The following is a 20,625-nucleotide window of genomic DNA, read 5'->3' as shown; positions in this document are numbered from 1 at the left end:
CGCGCTTCATTCGCTGGCGCATGAGTATGAGGAGGCAATCCCGCAATCCACATCTTAAAGATAGATTTCGGAACATCAGCCCGGCTCACGCGTTCACACCGCAATCACAAGTATTTGGGGGTCAGTCATGGAACAACTCGCGAAGCGGCTCGGACTTCGGACTGACCCGACTATATTTTTCATCTCCGCCGGTTTCACTCTGGTCTTCGTTCTCGCTCTCGTTCTGTTTCCCGACCGGATCGGCGCGGCCTTCGCGGCGGGTCGGGCGTGGATCGTAACCAATCTGGGCTGGTTTTTCATATTCGGTGTGAACCTATGGCTCGGGTTCCTCATCTGGGTCGCGATGTCGCGTCATGGGCACATCCGGTTGGGTCGAAAAGGCTCACGGCCCGAATACGGGAACCTGTCGTGGTTCACGATGCTGTTTGCGGGCGGGATCGGCACGGTGCTCATGTTCTGGGGTGTCGCCGAACCGATCAGCCATTTCTCGTCCCCGCCGATTCAGGGCGTGGAGCCGTTTTCCGAGCAGGCGGCGCAGGATGCCATGTCGATCTCGATCTACCATCTGGGCCTGCACACGTGGACCATCTTCACCCTCCCCGGCCTCGCCTTCGCCTATTTCATCAACCGCTACGAACTTCCCGTCCGCGTCTCCTCGGTGTTCTACCCGCTGCTGCGTGACGGTATCTACGGCCCCGTCGGCAAGGCGATCGACATCGCGTCGATCCTCGGCACGCTGTTCGGCGTCGCCGTGTCGCTGGGCCTCGGATCGAGCCAGATCGCGGCAGGGCTGGACGCGCTCTTCTCGACCGGTGACGGCCCCGGCGTGCAGGTCGCCATCCTGACCGTCCTGACCGGCGTGGCGATCACGTCGATCGTCGTCGGCCTGGACAAGGGTGTGAAATTCCTGTCGAACATCAACATCGGCATGGCCGTTGCGCTGATGGTCTTCGTCCTCGTCTTCGGCTCCACGCTGTTCCTCCTGCGCGGCATTGTCGAAACTTTCGGGCTGTACTTCGGCAACCTCCCGCGCTTCGCCTTCTGGAACGACATGCTGGCGAACGGGAATCCGTCGACCGACGAATGGGGCTGGCAGGGGTCGTGGACCGTGTTCTACTGGGCGTGGACCGTGACATGGTCGCCCTTCATCGGCCTGTTCGTGGCCCGCATCTCGCGCGGGCGGACGATCCGGGAGTTCGTTTTCGGCGTGCTCCTCGCGCCCTCGCTCTTCACGCTGATCTGGTTCTCGATCTTCGGCTGGCAGGCGATGGAATTCGACGGCCTCGGGCTGGCGGCGCGCGAGGCGATGGGCGCGGGCGTCGGCTCGATCAGCGACGCGGTCGCCGAAAGCGTGCCGCTTGCCATGTTCGCCTTTCTCGAGAACTTCCCCTTTGCCACTTTCATCCAGGGCTTCGCGGTGGTCATCGTGGCGATCTTCTTCGCCACGTCGTCGGACTCTGCCTCGCTGGTGGTCGACATGCTCTGCACCGGGAAATCCAGCCCCGGCCCGGTTCACCAGCGGGTGTTCTGGGGCGCGGCGGAAGGACTGGTCGCAGCGATGCTCATTATCCTGGCGGGAGATGCCGGCCTGACCGCGTTGCAGGAAGTCATCACCGTGGTCGGCCTCCCGATCTTCGTGCTGGTCACGCTGATGATCCCGTCCATCATGCGGGGTCTGTCGCAGGAAGAGATCGAGCATATCAACATCGGCACGCGGCCCGAACTCGAAGCTTTCCACCCGGAGGAGGACACCACCCCGGCCGAATGACAGTCCAGCAATCGAACGGGATCAGATATCGAGGAACAGGTTCTCGGCGTCAGCGAACTCGATCGTGCCCTCTTCATGGCTGCCGTCGTTGATGTCCTCGACTTCGACCCGGCCATCCTGATGCCCGATCACCACCTTGTCGCAGATGTCGATGAACAGCCCGTTCTCGACCACGCCGGGGATCTGGTTCAACACCATCGACATCTGGCGCGCATTGCCGATGCGTTGCAGGTGCAAGTCGATGATATGATTGCCTTCGTCGGTCACGAACGGCGCCTCGCCGTTCATTCGCAAGCTCGCCTGCTGTCCCAGCACGTCGAGCGAGGCCAGCGTTTCCTCGACCAGCGCCTTGGTCGTCTGCCAGCCGAACGGGATCACCTCGACCGGGAGCGGGAACCGCCCGAGCGTGTCCACCTTCTTGGACGGGTCGGTGATGACGATCATCAAGTCCGATGCGGTCGCCACGATCTTTTCCTGGAGCAGAGCACCGCCCCCGCCCTTGATCAGGTTGAGGTCGCCGTCGAATTCGTCCGCGCCGTCGATGGTGATGTCGAGCCAACGCGCGTCGTCGAGGCTGATCACCTTGATCCCAACCTGCCGCGCAAGCTCGGCGGTGCGCGTCGAGGTCGGAACGCCGGAGACCTTGAGCCCTTCCTCGCGCACCCGCTCGCCCAGGCACCGCACCATCCATGCGGCCGTCGATCCGGTCCCCAATCCGACCCGCATGCCGTCCTCGACAAACTCCACCGCGCGTTTGGCTGCGACGAATTTCGCGGTGTCGATGGGAGAAAGATTGGAGGTCATTCTTTAGAGTCCTCGGCATGTGGGAGATTCTTGTGACTTATACGAAAAGGTAGACCCGGGTGCGAGGGGCGAATGCACCCTTTCACAAGGCAACCTGCGACCCTAGATTTGAGCGATGAGACGATGTCAGCCATATGGACATGCCGCCGCGACCATGCCGCCAGTGGTGCGCAGGCGCAGTCCGACCTGCCGCACGATCGTGGTCGGCATCAGTCCGATGACAACAGATCCGAAACACGAATCGCATAGGCCGTCCGCATGACACGCATCGGGTTTCTGATCCTGGGCTGGGGCGCGGTGGTGCTGGGGCTCATCGGCGTTGTGCTCCCCGGCTTGCCGACGACCGTGTTCCTGATCGTCGCCGCCTACGCCTTCGGCAAGGCGAGCCCGCGGGCACGCGCGTGGCTTGTCGATCACGCGCATCTGGGCCCACCGATCCGGGATTGGGAGGAGCGCGGGGCGATCTCCGCGCGGTCAAAGATGCTCGCCGTGACCATGATGGCCGCGGTTTTCGCCCTTTCGCTTATCCTTGGCCTCGCGACATGGGTGCTGATCGTGCAGGGCCTTTGCCTTCTGGGGGCAGCAACCTTCGTGCTCTCACGCCCCGACTGACACGACCGGACCTGCTGCGAGCGGTTTGGTCGAGAGCCCCGCAGGCGGAGCGCGCAGGGTTTGCGCCGCGCTGTTGGCGCGCCGCGGGGGGACGCGGCCAGGGCCGCGCGCGGGGCTCTGCCCCGCACCCCGAAGTATTTTTCGAACAATGAAGGTCAGATCGCCGTCAGCGCGGCGATTGCGGCGTCGAGCGCGTCGCCTGGCAGGATGACGAGAAGGCCATCGCGATCCGACTCGATCCGTACGGGCCCCCGCGCGATGTTCGACGTTCCCACCCGCCCCCAAGGTGCGAGCCGCAACTTGTCGAAGGACCATTCGAGCCCCGACGTGGCGACATCGAGTTCGGCCATGGGAAAGAGTGACACCCGGCATCCCTCCGGCACGTCGAGGACAAGCGGCACACCCCCCGGCAGGTGAAAGCAGATGTCGTGCTCACCCACGAGAATGCAGCGCACCTCCGGGTGGCGCACCAGCGCGTTGTAGCACGCCAGTTCGTGGTCCAGCCTCAGCCCCATGAACCCCGCCCCGAGAATCAATGGCGCCCGGACCGAGCGCAGGGCCTTGTCGAAATCGGTCGTGTCCTGATCGACGATCTGGTGCAGGGTCGCGGGGTCGAGCTGCGCTCTTGTCTCGGCGTCGAGGGAGTCCATATCTCCAATGACGGCCTTCGGAACGAGTCCCATTTGCAACGCGCCCCGCGCCGCGCCATCGCAAGCCACCAGATTCGGAGCGCGCGTCAATAAATCGGAAACGGTCGCCTGCGTAAGCTCGCCGCCACCGAGCAGGGTCACTGTTTCCGAAAAAGGTTCAATTCGCGCGGTTCGAGGTTTTATTGTGTCCATTTCAGAAACTATCCACATTTCGGTCTCGAAAAAATACCGCCATTTTCGTCCTTTTGTGCAATTTTCCGGTGGGTGTCATGGTAAACCGACTGTTGCTGGATCGGGGGAGAAAGCGAAAACGACATGGTGAATTCGAGCAGGATTCTCACTGTAAGCTACGGCACGTTCAGCTGCACGCTGGAGGGTTTCGACGATCCGTTCGGGACCATGAAATCGATTGCGGAGTATTTCCGCGACCTCGCGGCGGATGACCGCTATTTCGGGGCCGAGCCGCCCACCCCGGATGCCGAGATGCTTCACCAGATCGCCGAACGCGAGATCCAGAAGCGGGTCGAGGCGCGGGTAAGCGAAACCGGCGTGGTCCTGCGCCAGACCAATGAAGACCGCGAACCGGCCGGGCTGCTCCCCGGCAGCGACGCGGAAGAAGCGCGCGAAGCCGAACGGGTTGCCGCGGCCGAGGCCGAAGCAGAACGCAAGGCCGCCGAAGCGCGCGAAGCCGCGCGGATCGAGGCCGAGGAACAGGCCGCGCGTGAGGCAGCGGAAAAGGCAGAGCGCGAGGCAGCAGAGGAAGCCGAACGCAAGGCTGCCGAAGAAGCCGAACGACTTGCGGCAGAAGCTGAAGAAGCCCGCGAAGCCAAGCGCAAGGCGGATGAGGAAGAGGCCGAGCGCCGCCGCGCCGAAGCGGAAGCCGAAGACGCTCGCCGCCGCGCCGAAGCCGAAGCCGAAGATGCCCGCCGCCGCGAAGCCGAAGCCGCCGAGGCGGCCGCGGAAGGCAAGCGGATCGTCGGCACCGCATCCGACAAGATCCGTCGGATTCGCGCGGTCGTCGACAACACGCCGAAGCTCCGCCCCGTGCCCGACGACGAAGATGACTATTCCGAAGACGAGCACGCCGAGGATTATTTCGTATCGGACGCCGGCGACCCGGAACTCGACGACATCTTCGAAAGCGCAATGTTGGCCGAGGAAGAAGACGAGGTCGAAGCGTCCGACGACGACACGACCGAAGACGACGATTTCGCGGCCCTTCTCGGCCGTGTGACCGCTGACGCGGATGCGACTGGCGTGGATGGGGACGAGGCCGAGACGGACGCACCGGAAGCCGCCGCCGATGACGACGCCGACGAAGAAGTCGACGAAGACCCGATTGCCGCCGATCTGACCGGCGACGACGAGGATGCGTTCGCCTTCGACTCCGAGGACGCGTTTGGCGAAGACGCCACCGAAGAAACCGCAGAAGAAGCCACCGAAGAAACCGCAGAAGAAACCGAAGCGCCGCGCAGCCCTGTCGCGCGTGTCGTGCGCGTGCGGCGTCAACCCGACGAGCTTGGCGAAGACGCGTTCTCCGTGCCCGGCGAAAGCTCCCTCGACCCGATGGAGGAAGCCGATCTCGCGGCGGAACTCGCCGAAGTCGAACGCGACTCGCGCGAAGCTCTGGAGCGCGGTGAGGCGGTCCCGGACATCGGCGATTTCGACGAAGCGCGCATCCGTGCCGCAATGGACGACGAAGACGAAGACAGCACCGACGAGATGGGCGAGCCGCTCCCGATCGAGCCGGAAGAAGAGCCGGCCGACCGTATCAAGCAGGCCGCGCGCACGGCATTCGACGATGTCGACCTCGGCCAGACCGACCGTGCCATCGACCGGATCCTGGAAAAGACCAATACCGAACTGGCGACCGGCGAAAGCACCCGCCGCCGCTCGGCGATCCAGCACCTGAAGGCCGCCGTTCAGGCCCGCCGCGCCGATAGCGAAAAAGTCGAAGACGCATTCGATTCGATGGATGCGGATTCGGTGAAAGGCGACGATGTGTATCGCGAGGATCTTGCCCGCGTCGTCCGCCCGCGCCGCCCCGCCGCGCAGGGCGACGTGCAAAAGCGCCGACTGGCTCCGCTCGTGCTCGTCTCCGAACAGCGCGTCGACGAGGCCGCGGACGACGCCGCTCAAGCCACGCCGGAGCGTCCGGTCAAGCCGGTGCGCCCGCGTCGCGTGGCGAAATCCAACCTCGCCATGCGCGAGGAGGAAGCTCAGGACGAAGAGCCAGGCGAAGACGCGAACGATGACATGACCGTGGGCTTCCGCGCTTTCGCCGCCGATCTTGGCGTCGAAGGCATCGAAGACGCACTGGAGGCCGCGACAGCTTTCGTGACGCAGGAAGTGGGCCGTCCCTGGGCCACCCGCCCGCAGATCATGTCGCTCGCTCTGAACATCACGCCCGACGCCGAACGCGACGACGCGCTCGAAGCGTTCGGACGCCTGATGAAAGCCGGACAGATCCACAAGGTCCAGCGCGGCCAATTCGTTCTGACCGAGGAAAGCCTCTACTACGAATGATCCACCACGCGGTGGAACCTAAAACGGCGGCGCGATCCACTCGCGCCGCCGTTTTTCTTTGCGGTCGGCGGCCATCACGCCGCGCGATCACTCCTCGTCTTCGGGCGGCGGCTGGCCGATCCCCTTGAAAAGCGGCTTGAACGGAAAGATCCAGACAACGCCAAGGACAACGAAGACGATCAACTCGACCAGCACGTTGTCGCGCGCCACGAGGTCGGCGAGGTTCACGGCGATGATGATCCAGATCGGCATCACCACGAGCAGGACGACGAGCGCCCAGCGCCGGCGGGCTTTGTAGGACAGGGCCATATGCGCCTCCTTTGCCGGGGTTACGCGCTCAATCCGCGAACGGATCTGTGACGAGGATCGTATCCTCACGCTCGGGCGAGGTCGACAGAAGCGCCACGGGGCATTCGATCAGTTCCTCGACCCGGCGCACGTATTTGATCGCCGCAGCCGGAAGCTCGGCCCAGGACCGCGCGCCTTCGGTCGACTCGCTCCAACCCGGCATTTCTTCGTAGATCGGCGTGCAGCGGGCCTGTTCATCGGCGGCGGTCGGCAGGTAGTCGAGCCTTTTGCCGTCGAGATCGTAACCCACGCAGATTTTCAGCGTCTCGAACCCGTCGAGCACGTCGAGTTTGGTCAGGCAGATACCGTTGATCCCGGAAATCGCGCAGGTCTGGCGCACCAGCGCCGCATCGAACCAGCCGCAGCGCCGCTTGCGGCCCGTGGTGGTTCCGAATTCATGACCGCGTTCGCCAAGCCGCTGGCCGTCGTCGTCGTGAAGCTCGGTCGGGAACGGCCCCTCGCCCACGCGGGTGGTGTAGGCTTTGACGATCCCCAGCACGTAATTGACCGAGCCGGGGCCAACGCCGACGCCGGTCGCCGCCTGCCCCGCGATCACGTTCGAGGACGTGACGAACGGATAGGTGCCGAAGTCGATGTCGAGCAGCGCGCCCTGCGCCCCTTCGAACAGGATGCGCTTGCCCGCCTTGCGCTTCTCGGCCAGCACTTTCCAGACCGGCGCGGCGTATTCGAGGATCTTCGGCGCGATCTCGGTCAGGGCCGCGATCAGCTTGTCACGGTCGATCTCGTCGACGCCCAGCCCCTTGCGCAGCGGATTGTGATGCTGGAGCGCGCGGTCCACCCGCGCCTCGAGCGTCGCCGCGTCGGCAAGGTCGGCGACCCGGATCACCCGACGCCCGACCTTGTCCTCATAGGCCGGGCCGATGCCCCGCCCGGTGGTGCCGATCTTGGTGCCCTTGCTCGCGGCCTCTTCCCGCGCCCGGTCCAGCTCGCCATGAAACGGCAGGATCAGCGGCGTGTTCTCCGCGATCATCAACGTCTCGGGCGTGATCTCGACACCTTGCGCGCGGATCGTGTCGATCTCGGACAACAGGTGCCAGGGGTCCAGCACCACGCCATTGCCAATGACCGAAAGCTTGCCGGGGCGCACGACGCCGGAGGGCAGCGCATGAAGCTTGTAGACCTTGCCGTCGATGACCAGCGTATGGCCCGCGTTGTGCCCGCCCTGGAACCGGCAGATCACGTCCGCGCGCTCCGAGAGCCAGTCCACGATCTTGCCTTTTCCCTCGTCGCCCCACTGGGCGCCTACGACAACGACGTTGGCCATATCAGATCCTCTAAGGTGAAACCCGCGCCCGTATAGCGAAGCGCGCGCCCGCATGAAAGGCGAAACCATGTCACGCGGCTCGCGGTCACGTCGCGCTCACCCTGCGCGCCGCAGACAGAGGTCTGCACGCACCCTGCTCTAGCCGCGCGCCACCAGCCCCGCCACGGTTTCGCGCAACCAGATATGGGCGGGATCTGCGTGATTGCGCGGGTGCCACGCGGCCTGAAGCGCAAAGCCTGCCGGTTTGAACGGGATGTCGAAAACGTCGACGCGGTCGGTGAAATGCTCGGCCAGCCGCGCGGGGATCATGCCAAGCAGGTCGCTCCCCGCCACCGCCAGCACCGCGAGCATGAATTGCGGCACACTCAGCGCGACCTCGCGGGTGTGGCCAAGCTCGCCAATATGGTCGTCGAGCGTCGTGCGCCAGCGGCCTTCAGTCGACATGATGACGTGCTTGTAGGCGCAGTATTGGCGCAGGTCCAATTGGCCGGTGCCGCGCGGATGGCCCTTTCGCTGGATCACCACCTGCCGGTCGACGAGCACGGCGCGCGTTTTCAACCCCGGCGGCACGTCATCCATCAGCGTGAGCACCAGATCGACCTCGCCCGCTTCGACCTGATCTCGCAGCCGCGTCCTGTCGAGCGGTCGGAACGCGAGGTGAATGCCGCCGATGCCGCGCCGGGTGAGGTCCTCGAAAAGGCTCATGCCCAGAACGACGGTGCCGTTGTCGCTCGCCGCGATGGTGAAATTCCGCTCCGCCGTGGTCGGATCGAACCCGGCGGCGGGGGCGAGGATGCGCCCTACATCCGCAAGCATCCCGTCGAGTGGCCCCCGCAGATCGAGCGCACGAGGCGTCGGAACCATGCCGCGCCCGGTCTCTGAGGGGACGAGGAGCGGGTCGTCGAACAAAGCGCGCAGCCGGGCGAGCTGCGCCGACAGCGCCGGCTGGCTCACCCCAAGCCGGACGGCGGCACGGGTCACGTTGCCCTCCTCGATCAAAACGGCGAGTGAGCGCAACAGGTTAAGGTCGGCGCGCGTCATATCCACAGTGGTTATACCTCGCATAAATAAATATCGACTTCGCTTATAACATGACGCGCGGTATTTTGCATCTGCATCCGAAACGCCGGACCGACGCATGGACCGCACGACCCGCCTCGCCCTGAACCTTCTGTCGCTGACCATGTTCTCGGTCGGCGCCTGCATGTTCGTGGCCATCGGCACCCTGCCCGACATCGCCCCCTCCCTTGGCGTGACCCGGGCCGAGGCCGGTATGGTCATCGCGACCTATGCGTTCGGTTCGGCGATCGGGGCGCCTTTGCTGCAAATCCTCGTGGGACACCTGCCCCGCAAACGGCTCGTGGTCGTCGGCCTTGCCGTCCTCGGCGCGGGCATGGTGATGTCGGCCCTCGCGCCAAGCTACGAACTGGTGCTCGCGGGCCGGATCGTCTCGGCGCTCGGCGGCTCGGTGGCAAGCCCGGTGGCCTCCGCCCTGGGCGCAAGCCTCGTTGCCAATGCGCGGCAAGGACAGGCGCTCGCCATCGTGTTCGGCGGCATGACCATCGCCTCCGCCGTGGTCGCCCCGGTCGCCACCTGGATGGGCGCGCATCTCGGTTGGCGGCCGACCTTCGCGGTCTTCGGCCTCACCGTCATCGGCTTCGCGGTCCTGACCCAGTTGCGCGTGCCCGAGACAGGGCCGGGCGAACGGTTGAATGGCCGCGTGCTGATCGAGACGATCCTGCGCCCGGTGAACCTGACCGGCATTCTCGTGCCCGTCGTGACCCTCGCGGGCCTGTTCGCGACCTTCACGATGATCACGCTCTATTATTTCGAACATATCGGCGCCACGGCGGAAGAGACCTCGGTCGCCATGCTGCTCTACGGGGCCGCAGGCGTCGCGGGCAATTACATCGCGCGGTATGTTACCCGCATCTGGCCTGCTGAACGCACCATGACGACGGCGATTCTTGTTATCGCGACGGCGTTGGTCGCGCTCTACCTCATGCCTCCGCTACTCGTGCCCGCCACCATCGCCGTGATCGTCTGGTCTTCGATGCTGGCGCTCTTCTTCCCGGCCCAGCAGCAGCGCATGATCGCACAGGAGCCGCACCGCGCGGGCCTTATCCTCGCGCTCAACACCTCGTCGCTCTATGTCGGCATGTCGGCGGGGAGCTTCGTGGCTGGCCGGGTCGACGCCGCACTCGGCCTCGCCCCCCTGCCGCTGGTCTCGGCTCTGATCCTTGCCGGTGCGCTGGCGATGCTCGCCCTGTCCGCCCGCATTGCCCGCCGGCAGGCGACCCTCGCTCCGGCCCAATGACCCCGACACGGCGAAATCGACAAGAGCTTTGGGGTTGCGGGCAAAGGCCGATCCCCCTAGATAGCCCCCTTGAAACCGAATGAACCGGGGCCCTCATGGAAAACGTCCTTCTCGTCGTCCTTCTTCTGCTCGCGCTGACCTTGATCGGCGTCGTGCTCCTGCAACGCTCCGAAGGCGGCGGGCTCGGCATGGGTGGCGGCGGTGGTGGCGGCGGCGTCATGTCGTCGCGCGGCGCGGCTTCGGCCCTGTCGAAACTTACCTGGGTGCTCGGCATCGCCTTCCTCGGCGCGTCGCTGGCGCTGACCATCATCTCGGCCCAGAACTCGGCGGACAGCTCGGTCACGGACCTGATCGCCCCCGCCGAAGAGACGACCGACACCGGCGCGACGCAGGCCCCGACGACTCTTCCCGACGCGTCCGACCTGCTGCCCGAAAGCGATGCGCCCGCCACGGACACACCGGCCACGGACGCCCCCGCATCGGACGCCCCCGTGGCACCGCCTCGCGCCGACTGACCGGCGCCAATCCGAGAAACGTCGACCCCGCCTTCGCCGGCGGGGCCCTTACCTTCACCACAACCCATTGAGGCGGCATAAATAACCGCCCCATCATCTTGCGGTCAGCTTGTCAAAGCATGGGGAATCGGTTATCCCGAAATCCCGTGATGAGTGGTTTTGTGCGCCGTCGAGACGCATGAACGGATCGCTTGGAACAACGAAAAACACGCCGATACTCACGGGGGCAGTCCAGACATGGCACGATACATTTTCATCACCGGCGGTGTGGTTTCCTCGCTCGGCAAGGGCCTGACCGCCGCAGCGCTCGGTGCGCTGTTGCAGGCGCGCGGGTTTTCCGTGCGGATGCGCAAGCTGGACCCCTACCTGAACGTCGACCCCGGCACGATGTCGCCCTTCGAGCACGGCGAGGTCTTTGTGACCGACGACGGCGCGGAAACCGACCTCGACCTCGGCCATTACGAACGTTTCACCGGCGTTGCGGCGCGCGCGACGGATTCGGTTTCTTCGGGTCGCATCTACACGACCGTGCTGGAGAAGGAGCGCCGGGGCGACTACCTGGGCAAAACGATCCAGGTGATCCCGCACGTCACAAACGAAATCAAGGACTTCATCGAGATCGGCGACGACGAAGTCGACTTCATGCTCTGCGAAATCGGCGGCACGGTGGGCGATATCGAGGCGCTGCCTTTCTTCGAGGCGATCCGCCAGTTCAGCCAGGAACGCCCGCGCGGCCAGTGCATCTTCATGCACCTGACGCTCCTGCCCTACCTCGCTGCCTCCGGCGAGTTGAAAACCAAGCCCACGCAGCACAGCGTCAAGGAACTCCGCTCCATCGGCATCGCGCCCGACGTGCTGGTCTGCCGCGCCGAACACCCGATCCCGGAAAAGGAACGCGGCAAGATCGCGCTGTTCTGTAACGTCCGGCCCGACAGCGTGATCCCGGCCTATGACCTGAAGTCGATCTACGAAGCGCCGCTTGCCTTCCACAACGTCGGTCTCGATCAGGCCGTGCTCGACGCCTTTCAAATCAGCCCGGCCCCTAAGCCGGACATGAGCCGCTGGGAAGATGTCGAGGACCGCATCCACAACGCCGAAGGCGAAGTGAAGGTCGCAATCGTCGGCAAATACGTCCAGCTCGAAGACGCCTACAAGTCGATCAAGGAAGCGCTCACCCATGGCGGCATGGCCAACCGGGTGAAGGTCACGACCGAATGGGTCGATGCCGAGATCTTCGAGCAGGAAGACCCCGCCCCCTATCTGGACGGCTTCCACGCGATCCTCGTCCCCGGCGGCTTCGGCGAACGCGGCACCGAGGGCAAGATCCGCGCCGCCCAGTTCGCCCGAGAGCACAAGGTGCCCTATCTCGGGATCTGCCTGGGCATGCAGATGGCGGTGATCGAAGCGGCCCGCAACGTGGCCGGCATCACCGATGCGGGCTCCGAGGAATTCGACCACGAGGCAGGCAAAAAGCGTTTCACGCCCGTGGTCTATCACCTCAAGGAATGGGTGCAGGGCAACTACACCGTGAAGCGCAAGGTCTCCGACGACAAGGGCGGCACCATGCGCCTCGGCGCCTACACCGCGACGCTCGCCGAAGGGTCGAAAGTGGCCGAAGTCTACGGCGACACCGCGATCGAGGAACGCCACCGCCACCGTTACGAGGTCGACATCAAGTATCGCGAGGAGCTAGAGGAGAAGGGGCTGGTGTTCTCCGGCATGTCGCCCGACGGACGCCTGCCCGAGATCGTGGAATGGGCGGACCACCCGTGGTTCATCGGGGTGCAATATCACCCCGAGCTGAAATCGAAACCCTTCGCCCCCGCCCCGCTGTTCGCCGATTTCGTGCGCGCGGCGATCGAACAGGAAAGGCTGGTCTGATGGCGAAAGGATACTGGATCGCGCGGGTCGATGTGGACGACCTCAACCGCTACATGGATTACGTCAAGGCCAACGCCGTGCCCTTCGCGGAATACGGCGCCCGGTTCCTCGTGCGCGGCGGTGCGTTCGAAAACCCCGAAGGCACGTCGCGCAGCCGAAACGTGGTGATCGAGTTTCCGAGCTACGAAGCGGCGCGGGACTGCTACCATTCCGAGAGCTATCAGTCGGCCAAGGCGATCCGCGATCCGATCTCGCAAGGCGACCTCGTCATCGTCGAGGGCTATGACGGCTGAATTGGGCGGCTGAATTTCGAATTGGCTGAAGCCAATCCGACCGACCGGGTGAGGTTCTACCTCCCCCGGACCCCCTCCGAGGTATTTTTGGAACGATGAAAGGGATCATGGCTGGAACCTTCCCGCCCCCGTATCTATTTATTGATCATGTTCGATCGTCTTTTGAAAAACCTGTTGTCCTCCGAACCCGAGGAAATGCTTGACACCGACGCGCGCGTCGCCCTGACCGCGCTTCTGGTCCGCATCGCCCGGTCCGACGGCGATTATGCCGAAAACGAAAAAGCCACGATCCGCGAGATCGTCGCCAAACGCTACGGGCTCGACGAAGGGCTGGCGGCCGACCTGATGCACCACGCGGAAGTGCTCGAAAGCGAAGCGCCCGATACGGTGCGGTTCACCGAAGCGATCAAGAACGCCGTGCCTTATGAGGATCGGACCTCGGTGGTCGAAGCGGCCTGGCAGGTGGTTCTGGCCGATGGCGACCGGGCCGACGAAGAAGACGCGCTGATGCGGCTCATCGCCAAGTTCCTGGGCGTGAACGACCGCGATTCCAACATTGCCCGAAAGCGGGCCGAGGGCTGAGCCTGTTGCCTGCCAAGTCGGCAGGCCGATGAAATCCGGGCGGGCGCTGCCCCTGCGTCAGCCAATCTACCATTGAAATCCATCGGGTTTTGATCCCTACTCGGTCCCTGAACCGAATGTGATCAAATCCTGTGACCGAACCGACGCCGCCCGTCATAGAAATCCGCGACTTGCACAAATCCTTCGGCACGCTCGAGGTGCTGAAGGGTGTGAGCCTGTCCGCGCCATCCGGCCATGCGATCAGTCTGATCGGGTCCTCCGGGTCGGGCAAATCCACGCTTCTGCGGTGCTGCAACCTGCTCGAAGACAGCCAGTCGGGCGAGATCCTGTTCAACGGCGAGCCGATCCGCTGGCGGGGCGAAGGCATGGCCCGCCGTCCGGCGGATGCCAAACAGGTCACCCGCGTGCGCACGAACCTGTCCATGGTGTTCCAGAGCTTCAATCTCTGGTCGCACATGACGATCCTCGAAAACGTGATGGAAGCGCCCGTGACCGTATTGGGCCGCCCGCGCGACGAGGTCGAAGCCTCTGCGCGGCGTTATCTCGACCAGGTGGGCATCGGCGACAAGGCCGATGCCTGGCCCGCGCAGCTTTCGGGAGGCCAGCAACAGCGTGCGGCCATCGCGCGCGCGCTCTGCATGGAGCCCAAGGCGCTCCTGTTCGACGAGCCGACCTCGGCGCTCGACCCCGAACTGGAACAAGAGGTGGTGCGCGTCATCAAGGATCTGGCGGCAGAAGGCCGCACGATGATCGTCGTCACCCATGACATGCGAATGGCGGCCGATGTGGCCGACCACGTGATCTTCCTCCACCAGGGAAAGATCGAAGAAGAAGGGACACCAGAGGCCCTCTTCGGCAATCCGACGTCGGAACGGTTGAAGGGATTTCTGTCCCACAGCGTTCCGGCCTGAACCAACCAAGGGAGTATCCATATGAAGAAACTGATCCTCACCACCGCCGCGCTGGCCCTGACCGCAGGCATGGCGATGGCCGAAAGCCACGCGATGACGGTCCGCATGGGCACCGAAGGCGCCTACCCTCCGTACAACTTCCTCAACGACAACGGTGAAGTCGACGGGTTCGAGCGTGATCTCGGTGACGCGATCTGCGAAACCGCAGGTCTGACCTGCGAATGGGTGACGAACGATTGGGATTCGATCATTCCGAACCTCGTCTCCGGCAACTACGACACGATCATCGCAGGCATGTCGATCACCGAGGAGCGCGACGAGGTCATCGACTTTACCCAGGCCTATTTCCCGGCCGATCCCTCGGCCTTTGCCGCGATGTCGGACAGCTTCGACGGCACCGGCGTGATCGCTGCCCAGACCGGCACGATTCAGGCCAGCCATGTCGCCTCGATGGACGGGGCCGAGCTGGTCGAATTCGCCACGCCCGATGAAACCATCGCCGCCGTCAAGAACGGCGAAGCCGACGCGGTGCTGGCCGACAAGGCGTTCCTCGAACCCATCGTGGCCGAAGATGGCGACCTGATGTTCGCGGGCGAAGACGTCGTGCTGGGTGACGGCATCGGCATCGGCGTGCGCGAGAGCGACGAAGAGCTGAAGGCCAAACTCGACGAGGCGATCACCGCGCTGAAAGAAGACGGCACGGTGAACGAACTGATCGAGAAGTGGTTCGAAGGCATGACCGGCCCCTACTAAGGCCGATCTCGGGCGCGGGGGGTCCCGCGCCCGTCACGCACATGTTCGAATACTGCGCCGACCCCCAATCCATACAGGGCTTCCAATGGTTGTCCTGCTACCTGACCAACGGCAAACACCTGCTGTTCTATCAGTCGTTCGGGGTCGTGCTGCTCCTGCTCGCGGTCACCGCCCCCGTGGCGCTCGCCTTCGGCTTCGTCGGAGCCTCCGCCGCCCGGTCCCGGTTCCTGCCGTTTTCGCTCTTCGGCAAAGGTTACACCTCGATCGTCCGGGGGGTGCCGGACATCGCGTTCTTCCTGTTCTTCGTGATCGCGCTCGACCAGGTGTTCGAATACCTGCGGCACAAGGCGAAATGCCCGGATTGGGAGCTTCCGATCCGCCAGGGAAACGATTTCGTCGTCTGCGACATCGCCAAGCTGCCGCTGTCGAATTCCCCGCAATGGGTGCATGAGGTCTACGGCTTCACGCTCGCGGTCCTGACCTTCGCCATCGTATTCGGCGCTTTCGCCGCCAACGTGCTTTACGGCGCGATGCGCTCCGTGCCGCGTCCGCAGCTTGAAACCGCCGAAGCTTATGGCTTCTCATCGCGCCAGACCTTCTGGCGCATCCTCGTCCCGCAGATGTGGGTCTATGCGCTGCCGGGTTTGTCGAACCTCTGGATGATCCTCGTGAAGGCCACGCCGCTTCTGTTCCTGCTCGGGGTCGAGGATATCGTCTATTGGGCGCGTGAGCTTGGCGGGACCAAGAACCCGCGCTTCTCGGATTACCCGCATGGCGACTGGCGCATGTACTATTTCGGGGCGCTTCTCGTATTCTACCTGCTCGTCACCCGCGTGTCGGAAGTCGTGCTGGACAGGCTCATGTCCCGCCTCACGCTCGGGCAAGCTACCGCAGGCGGTGAAGCGCAGAGAAAGGCCCTCGCATGAGTTGCCTCGAGACCATTGCGGATTACGGCCTGCGGTCGCTTGGTCTGGGCGAACGGATCCTTCCCAAGACGGATTTTACCCTATGCCAACAGTTCACGCTGATCGGCTCGGGGATGCTGTGGAACATTTACTTCGGCGCGGTCGCGCTGATTGCCGGGTTCTTCCTGTCGATCACGGTGGCGCTCGGCAAGGCATCGGCCAACCCGATTGCGCGCAAGGCGTCGGAATGGTTCATCTTCCTGTTCCGTGGATCACCGCTCTTCATCCAGTTCTTTTTCGCCTATTTCACCTTCCTGTCGCTGAAATCGGTGCACCCGGCTTTCGACCCGCTCACCTCCGCCTGGCTCGGCGCGACCATCGTGCTGTTTTTGAACACCTCGGCCTACGCGGGCGAGATTTTCTACGGTGCGCTGAAGTCGATCCCCAAGGGCGACATGGAGGCCGCCGACGCCTATGGCATCACCGGATGGAAACGGTTTCGCCGGATCACCTACCCGACCATGCTCCGCCTCGCCTGGCCCGCCTATACGAACGAGGCGATTTTCCTGTTCCACGCCACCGCGCTCGTGTTTTTCTCGGGCTTTCCGGCGTGGCAGCAGCGGGGGGACGCGCTCTATTACGCGAATTACTTTGCGGACAAGACCTTCAACCCGTTCGTGCCCTACCCGATCCTCGCCTTCTATTTCATCCTGCTGACGCTCTTCGTCATCACGGTCTTCGGCGCGATCAACCGGCACCTGACCCGGCACCTTCCGCCCGAACGGCGAACGCGCATCCGGTTTCGCCCCCGGCAACCGGTGCGCTGACCACGCAACGCGCCGTATGTCAACGATTGACCCGCCTCCAAATCACAGATGTTCTTCCATACGCATGCCATACGTTCGCCATACGTGTTCCATACGTAGCCATCCGGCGGGCCTATCCAGGTTAATGCACCGTGCAGGTCTGCGCTTGTGAGGTCATGCGGCCTCGGATAGGCTCGCCACGAGATTTGATCAAATTCGGTGACTCATGCGGATCGGCATCCTGCAGACCGGGCACGCGCCCGACGCCATACGCCCGGAAACGGGCGATTACTCGGACATGTTCGCACGCCTCTTCGCTGGCGAGGACTTCGACTTCACGACCTATGACGTGGTCGACGGCGTGTTCCCCGACGGTCCCGATCTTCAGGACGGCTGGCTCATCACAGGCTCGCGTCACGGCGCCTATGAAGACCACGACTGGATTCCCCCGCTCGAGGCCTTGATCCGCGACATCGCGGCCTCTGGCCGCCCTATGGTCGGCATCTGCTTCGGCCATCAGATCATCGCCCAAGCCCTTGGCGGAAAAGTGGAAAAATTCCGCGGCGGCTGGTCGGTCGGGCGGCAGGCCTACGACTTCGGCGACGCCACGCTCCACCTCAACGCATGGCACCAGGATCAGGTGGTGGAGCTTCCGCCGAACGGCGTCGCCATCGCCGAAAGCGACTTTTGCAAAAACGCGGCGATGGTCGTCGGAAAGAACATCCTGACCGTGCAGCCTCACCCCGAATTCGACCGTGAGGTCATCGCCGGGCTGATCGAACACCGCTCGGATGCAGTTCCTAACGAGCTTGTGGAGGAGGCCCGCGCAGGGCTTTCCGAACCCACCGATAACGCGGACATGGCCGCACGCCTCGCGGCCTTTCTCAAGAAGGGGGCCAAGTGATGCCCAAGGACTGGACCGAGACCCTCCCCCCGGCCGCGGCGGCCTATCTCGAAGACAGGCGGCTGGACGAGGTTGAATGCATCATCGCCGATCTCCCCGGCATCGCGCGCGGCAAGGCTGTGCCGGCCGCGAAATTCGCGCGGCAGGAGTATTTCCACCTGCCCGACTCGATCTTTTATCAAACGATTACGGGGGATTGGGGCGAAGCCGCCGGGGAAGAAGGGTTCATCGAGCGCGATATGATCCTGCGCCCCGACATGTCCACTGCGACCGCCGCGCCGTGGACCGGCGACTGGACGTTGCAGGTGATCCACGACGCCTATGATCGCACCGGCACCCCGATCCCGTTTTCGCCCCGCAACGTGCTCAAACGCGTGGTTTCGCTCTACCGCGAACAGGGTTGGACCCCGGTCGTCGCGCCCGAAATGGAGTTTTTCCTCGTCGCTCCGAACCTCGACCCCGCCAAGCGGATCGAACCGATGATGGGCCGCTCCGGGCGCCCCGCCGCCGCGCGCCAGGCCTATTCCATGACAGCCGTCGACGAATTCGGACCGGTGATCGACGACATCTACGATTTTGCCGAAGCGCAGGGATTCGAGATCGACGGAATCACCCAGGAAGGCGGCGCGGGCCAGCTGGAGATCAATCTCCAGCACGGCGACCCGGTCCTGCTCGCCGACGAGGTCTTCTACTTCAAGCGCCTCATCCGCGAGGCCGCACTGCGTCATAATTGTTTCGCAACCTTCATGGCCAAACCTATCGCGGACGAACCGGGCAGCGCGATGCACATCCACCACTCGGTGATCGACACCGAAACCGGCAAGAACATCTTCGCGGGCCCGCAGGGTGGCGACACGGACGCCTTCTTCACCTTCATCGGGGGGCTTCAGACCTACCTGCCCTCCGTGATCGCGGTGCTCGCACCCTATGTGAACAGCTACCGGAGATACGTGCGTGACAATGCCGCGCCGATCAACCTCGAGTGGGGGCGCGACAACCGGACGACCGGCATCCGCGTTCCGCTTTCCGGGCCGGCCTCGCGCCGGGTCGAGAACCGGCTGACCGGGATGGACGCCAACCCGTATCTCGCCATCGCGGCGTCGCTCGCCGCAGGCTATCTCGGCATGATGAAGGAAATCCGAGCCGAGCCGCAATATCGCGGCGACGCTTACGAAGGGGACGAGGCGATCCCACACGACCTTTGGTCCGCGCTCGACCTGTTCGACGCCGAGACCGAGATGCACGACGTGCTGGGGCCGGATTTTGCCCGCGTCTATTCGATCGTGAAGCGCACCGAGTATCAGGAATTTCTCTCGGTGATCTCTCCGTGGGAGCGCGAACATCTTCTGATGAACGTGTAAACGGGACATTTCGTCCCGCATACCCCAGCAAAACAAGGGCGCAGTCCGCTGCTTCCTTTCTTTTTTGTTTTCTCGGCGTCATGCGCCTGTTACAGTTTTCCCGAATATGACATTCGGAAAACCCGAAAGGACTTGTGATGACCCTTGCCCCCAATGTCTATGACGCCGAACCGATCCCGGAAGCTGCACGCGCCGAGATCGACCGCCTGCTGCAATCAGGCGACCTGTTTCGCTACACCGCGCCCGAAAACGCGCCGGTCAGCCTCTTGGAGCGGGAATTCGCCGATCTGATGGGCGTCAAATACGCATTGGCCGTGTCGTCCTGCTCGGCGGCGCTGTTCTTGTCGCTGAAGGCCCTCGGCCTGCCCCGCGACACCAAGGTCCTGATCCCCGCTTTCACCTTCGCGGCGGTCCCCTCCTCGGTGGTCCACGCGGATTGCCAGCCGGTGCTGGTCGACGTGATGGACAATTACCGCATCGACATGGCGGACTTCGAACGGAAGCTCACCGACGAGATCGGCGCCGTTATCATCAGCCACATGCGCGGCCACACGTCGGACATGGACGCGATCATGGCGCTCTGCGATGCGAAGGGCATTCCGGTCGTCGAGGACGCGGCCCACTCGCTTGGAACGCTCTGGCATGGCCAGAAGATCGGCACGATCGGCAAGATCGGCTGCTTTTCGTTCCAGTCCTACAAAATGCTCAATGCGGGCGAAGGCGGGGTGCTCATCACCAACGACCCCGATGTCGTGGCCCGCGCCGTCATCATGTCCGGCGCCTATGAGCACAACTGGAAAAAGCACAAAGCGCCTGAAGGTCAGAACACATCCGAGTTGGAAGACGCCTTCGCACGCTGGCAGAACAAGCTGCCGCTTTATAATCAGCGGCTCTCCAACCTCTCCGCCGCCGTCATCCGCCCGCAGATCCCCGAGCTCGAACGCCGGGTAACGGACGGGCTGCGCAACCACGATTACGTGGCCGAACACCTCAACACGAGCCCCTGGATCGACGTGCCTGCGCCGCTCGCGCCCGAGACCCGCGCGCCGGATTCGATCCAGTTCAACCTCGTCGACATGACCGACGAAGAAACCCGCGCTTTCATGGATGCCGCCAAGGCGCGCGGCGTCAGCGTGCAGGTCTTCGGGATGCACACGGACAACGCCCGCGCGCATTGGAACTGGGAATTCATCGGCGATCAGGGCGCGCTTCCCGGCACCGACAAGATGCTGATGCGGGCCTGCGACACGCGCCTGCCCGTGCGACTGAAAAAGCCGGAATTGGACTTCATCGCGGGTGCTCTGATTGCAGCGGCCGAGGATGTGAAGGCGCGGGCCTCCGTCGCTGCCGAATGACTTCTCTCTAACAAACGTCAGGCCGGAAGAAACAAAGCCTTCGCAATTG

At 63.9% G+C, this 20,625-nt stretch carries 20 protein-coding genes; 15 read left to right on the top strand and 5 right to left on the bottom strand.

The window, feature by feature from the left end; genetic code table 11:
• Nucleotides 1-127: 127 nt before the first annotated feature.
• Nucleotides 128-1,768, top strand: coding sequence for a BCCT family transporter (locus KJP28_RS04935; RefSeq protein ID WP_218391121.1), 1,641 nt, complete (start codon nt 128-130; stop codon nt 1,766-1,768).
• Between the two features lie 21 nt (nt 1,769-1,789).
• Here the strand turns inward: KJP28_RS04935 and rpiA are convergent, their stop codons facing one another.
• Nucleotides 1,790-2,572, bottom strand: a complete 783-nt coding sequence (gene rpiA, locus KJP28_RS04930; RefSeq protein ID WP_218391117.1) for a ribose-5-phosphate isomerase RpiA — start codon at nt 2,570-2,572, stop codon at nt 1,790-1,792.
• Between the two features lie 258 nt (nt 2,573-2,830).
• Here rpiA and KJP28_RS04925 point away from each other — a divergent pair, with 258 nt between their 5' ends.
• Entirely contained in the window at nt 2,831-3,184 is a 354-nt protein-coding gene (locus KJP28_RS04925) for a YbaN family protein (RefSeq protein ID WP_218391114.1), read from the top strand.
• A 155-nt stretch (nt 3,185-3,339) separates the two neighbouring features.
• On the opposite strand, the gene KJP28_RS04920 is transcribed toward KJP28_RS04925, so the two are convergent.
• A complete protein-coding gene (locus KJP28_RS04920; RefSeq protein ID WP_218391112.1) occupies nt 3,340-4,026 on the bottom strand; it encodes a thiamine diphosphokinase in 687 nt (228 codons plus the stop codon).
• Nucleotides 4,027-4,149: 123 nt separating this feature from the next.
• Between KJP28_RS04920 and KJP28_RS04915 the strand changes: the two genes are divergently transcribed.
• Nucleotides 4,150-6,360: a hypothetical protein gene (locus KJP28_RS04915; protein ID WP_218391110.1), complete on the top strand. Its 2,211-nt coding sequence runs from the start codon at nt 4,150-4,152 to the stop codon at nt 6,358-6,360.
• 87 nt (nt 6,361-6,447) lie between these two features.
• Here the strand turns inward: KJP28_RS04915 and KJP28_RS04910 are convergent, their stop codons facing one another.
• From KJP28_RS04910 to KJP28_RS04900, 3 genes are all read right to left on the bottom strand, one after another.
• Nucleotides 6,448-6,669 carry a DUF2842 domain-containing protein gene (locus KJP28_RS04910; RefSeq protein ID WP_218391109.1) on the bottom strand — a complete coding sequence of 74 codons (222 nt, stop codon included), beginning with the start codon at nt 6,667-6,669 and terminating at the stop codon, nt 6,448-6,450.
• Between the two features lie 28 nt (nt 6,670-6,697).
• A complete protein-coding gene (locus KJP28_RS04905) occupies nt 6,698-7,993 on the bottom strand; it encodes an adenylosuccinate synthase (RefSeq protein ID WP_218391108.1) in 1,296 nt (431 codons plus the stop codon).
• 138 nt (nt 7,994-8,131) lie between these two features.
• Nucleotides 8,132-9,034, bottom strand: a complete 903-nt coding sequence (locus tag KJP28_RS04900) for a LysR family transcriptional regulator (protein WP_218391107.1) — start codon at nt 9,032-9,034, stop codon at nt 8,132-8,134.
• A 97-nt stretch (nt 9,035-9,131) separates the two neighbouring features.
• Here KJP28_RS04900 and KJP28_RS04895 point away from each other — a divergent pair, with 97 nt between their 5' ends.
• The 12 genes from KJP28_RS04895 to KJP28_RS04840 all read left to right on the top strand — a co-directional run bounded on the left by KJP28_RS04895 (nt 9,132) and on the right by KJP28_RS04840 (nt 20,576).
• Entirely contained in the window at nt 9,132-10,310 is a 1,179-nt protein-coding gene (locus tag KJP28_RS04895) for an MFS transporter (protein ID WP_218391104.1), read from the top strand.
• 95 nt (nt 10,311-10,405) lie between these two features.
• A complete protein-coding gene (secG, locus tag KJP28_RS04890) occupies nt 10,406-10,825 on the top strand; it encodes a preprotein translocase subunit SecG (RefSeq protein ID WP_218391103.1) in 420 nt (139 codons plus the stop codon).
• 237 nt (nt 10,826-11,062) lie between these two features.
• The gene (locus KJP28_RS04885; protein WP_218391102.1) at nt 11,063-12,706 is read left to right on the top strand and encodes a CTP synthase; all 1,644 of its coding nucleotides are present in this window, start codon (nt 11,063-11,065) and stop codon (nt 12,704-12,706) included.
• On the top strand, nt 12,706-12,999 hold the full coding sequence (locus KJP28_RS04880) for a DUF1330 domain-containing protein (protein WP_218391100.1): 294 nt from the start codon (nt 12,706-12,708) through the stop codon (nt 12,997-12,999). Before KJP28_RS04885 ends, KJP28_RS04880 begins: the two co-directional genes overlap by 1 nt.
• 147 nt (nt 13,000-13,146) lie before the next feature.
• Complete coding sequence (locus tag KJP28_RS04875; RefSeq protein ID WP_218391098.1) at nt 13,147-13,581, top strand: tellurite resistance TerB family protein; 435 nt, start codon at nt 13,147-13,149, stop codon at nt 13,579-13,581.
• Nucleotides 13,582-13,712: 131 nt separating this feature from the next.
• Nucleotides 13,713-14,492: an ABC transporter ATP-binding protein gene (locus KJP28_RS04870; protein ID WP_218391097.1), complete on the top strand. Its 780-nt coding sequence runs from the start codon at nt 13,713-13,715 to the stop codon at nt 14,490-14,492.
• Nucleotides 14,493-14,513: 21 nt separating this feature from the next.
• On the top strand, nt 14,514-15,245 hold the full coding sequence (locus tag KJP28_RS04865) for a transporter substrate-binding domain-containing protein (protein ID WP_218391096.1): 732 nt from the start codon (nt 14,514-14,516) through the stop codon (nt 15,243-15,245).
• A 41-nt stretch (nt 15,246-15,286) separates the two neighbouring features.
• On the top strand, nt 15,287-16,171 hold the full coding sequence (locus KJP28_RS04860; protein WP_218391095.1) for an ABC transporter permease: 885 nt from the start codon (nt 15,287-15,289) through the stop codon (nt 16,169-16,171).
• Nucleotides 16,168-16,977, top strand: a complete 810-nt coding sequence (locus tag KJP28_RS04855; protein WP_218391094.1) for an ABC transporter permease — start codon at nt 16,168-16,170, stop codon at nt 16,975-16,977. The genes KJP28_RS04860 and KJP28_RS04855 overlap by 4 nt, the downstream gene beginning before the upstream one ends.
• 205 nt (nt 16,978-17,182) lie before the next feature.
• Nucleotides 17,183-17,860 (top strand): type 1 glutamine amidotransferase, encoded by a 678-nt coding sequence (locus KJP28_RS04850; protein ID WP_218391093.1) that lies wholly within the window; start codon nt 17,183-17,185, stop codon nt 17,858-17,860.
• Nucleotides 17,860-19,221, top strand: coding sequence for a glutamine synthetase family protein (locus KJP28_RS04845; RefSeq protein WP_218391092.1), 1,362 nt, complete (start codon nt 17,860-17,862; stop codon nt 19,219-19,221). The genes KJP28_RS04850 and KJP28_RS04845 overlap by 1 nt, the downstream gene beginning before the upstream one ends.
• Before the next feature lie 137 nt (nt 19,222-19,358).
• Nucleotides 19,359-20,576: a DegT/DnrJ/EryC1/StrS family aminotransferase gene (locus KJP28_RS04840; RefSeq protein WP_218391091.1), complete on the top strand. Its 1,218-nt coding sequence runs from the start codon at nt 19,359-19,361 to the stop codon at nt 20,574-20,576.
• The last annotated feature ends 49 nt before the right edge of the window (nt 20,577-20,625 follow it).

The sequence above is a fragment of the Maritimibacter dapengensis genome (assembly GCF_019218265.1).
In the GTDB taxonomy this organism is placed as follows: domain Bacteria; phylum Pseudomonadota; class Alphaproteobacteria; order Rhodobacterales; family Rhodobacteraceae; genus Maritimibacter; species Maritimibacter dapengensis.
This window is presented reverse-complemented; position numbering and strand designations above follow the sequence as displayed.

Bases quoted from the DNA above. Each gene is read 5' to 3' on its own strand.
- KJP28_RS04915 (WP_218391110.1), top strand. From the start codon at position 4,150: ATGGTGAATTCGAGCAGGATTCTCACTGTAAGCTACGGCACGTTCAGC.
- KJP28_RS04850 (WP_218391093.1), top strand. From the start codon at position 17,183: ATGCGGATCGGCATCCTGCAGACCGGGCACGCGCCCGACGCCATACGC.
- KJP28_RS04875 (WP_218391098.1), top strand. From the start codon at position 13,147: ATGTTCGATCGTCTTTTGAAAAACCTGTTGTCCTCCGAACCCGAGGAA.
- KJP28_RS04900 (WP_218391107.1), bottom strand. From the start codon at position 9,034: ATGACGCGCGCCGACCTTAACCTGTTGCGCTCACTCGCCGTTTTGATC.
- KJP28_RS04935 (WP_218391121.1), top strand. From the start codon at position 128: ATGGAACAACTCGCGAAGCGGCTCGGACTTCGGACTGACCCGACTATA.
- KJP28_RS04895 (WP_218391104.1), top strand. From the start codon at position 9,132: ATGGACCGCACGACCCGCCTCGCCCTGAACCTTCTGTCGCTGACCATG.
- KJP28_RS04910 (WP_218391109.1), bottom strand. From the start codon at position 6,669: ATGGCCCTGTCCTACAAAGCCCGCCGGCGCTGGGCGCTCGTCGTCCTG.
- KJP28_RS04885 (WP_218391102.1), top strand. From the start codon at position 11,063: ATGGCACGATACATTTTCATCACCGGCGGTGTGGTTTCCTCGCTCGGC.
- KJP28_RS04865 (WP_218391096.1), top strand. From the start codon at position 14,514: ATGAAGAAACTGATCCTCACCACCGCCGCGCTGGCCCTGACCGCAGGC.
- KJP28_RS04925 (WP_218391114.1), top strand. From the start codon at position 2,831: ATGACACGCATCGGGTTTCTGATCCTGGGCTGGGGCGCGGTGGTGCTG.
- KJP28_RS04905 (WP_218391108.1), bottom strand. From the start codon at position 7,993: ATGGCCAACGTCGTTGTCGTAGGCGCCCAGTGGGGCGACGAGGGAAAA.
- KJP28_RS04845 (WP_218391092.1), top strand. From the start codon at position 17,860: ATGCCCAAGGACTGGACCGAGACCCTCCCCCCGGCCGCGGCGGCCTAT.
- rpiA (WP_218391117.1), bottom strand. From the start codon at position 2,572: ATGACCTCCAATCTTTCTCCCATCGACACCGCGAAATTCGTCGCAGCC.
- secG (WP_218391103.1), top strand. From the start codon at position 10,406: ATGGAAAACGTCCTTCTCGTCGTCCTTCTTCTGCTCGCGCTGACCTTG.
- KJP28_RS04860 (WP_218391095.1), top strand. From the start codon at position 15,287: ATGTTCGAATACTGCGCCGACCCCCAATCCATACAGGGCTTCCAATGG.
- KJP28_RS04880 (WP_218391100.1), top strand. From the start codon at position 12,706: ATGGCGAAAGGATACTGGATCGCGCGGGTCGATGTGGACGACCTCAAC.
- KJP28_RS04840 (WP_218391091.1), top strand. From the start codon at position 19,359: ATGACCCTTGCCCCCAATGTCTATGACGCCGAACCGATCCCGGAAGCT.
- KJP28_RS04920 (WP_218391112.1), bottom strand. From the start codon at position 4,026: ATGGACACAATAAAACCTCGAACCGCGCGAATTGAACCTTTTTCGGAA.
- KJP28_RS04855 (WP_218391094.1), top strand. From the start codon at position 16,168: ATGAGTTGCCTCGAGACCATTGCGGATTACGGCCTGCGGTCGCTTGGT.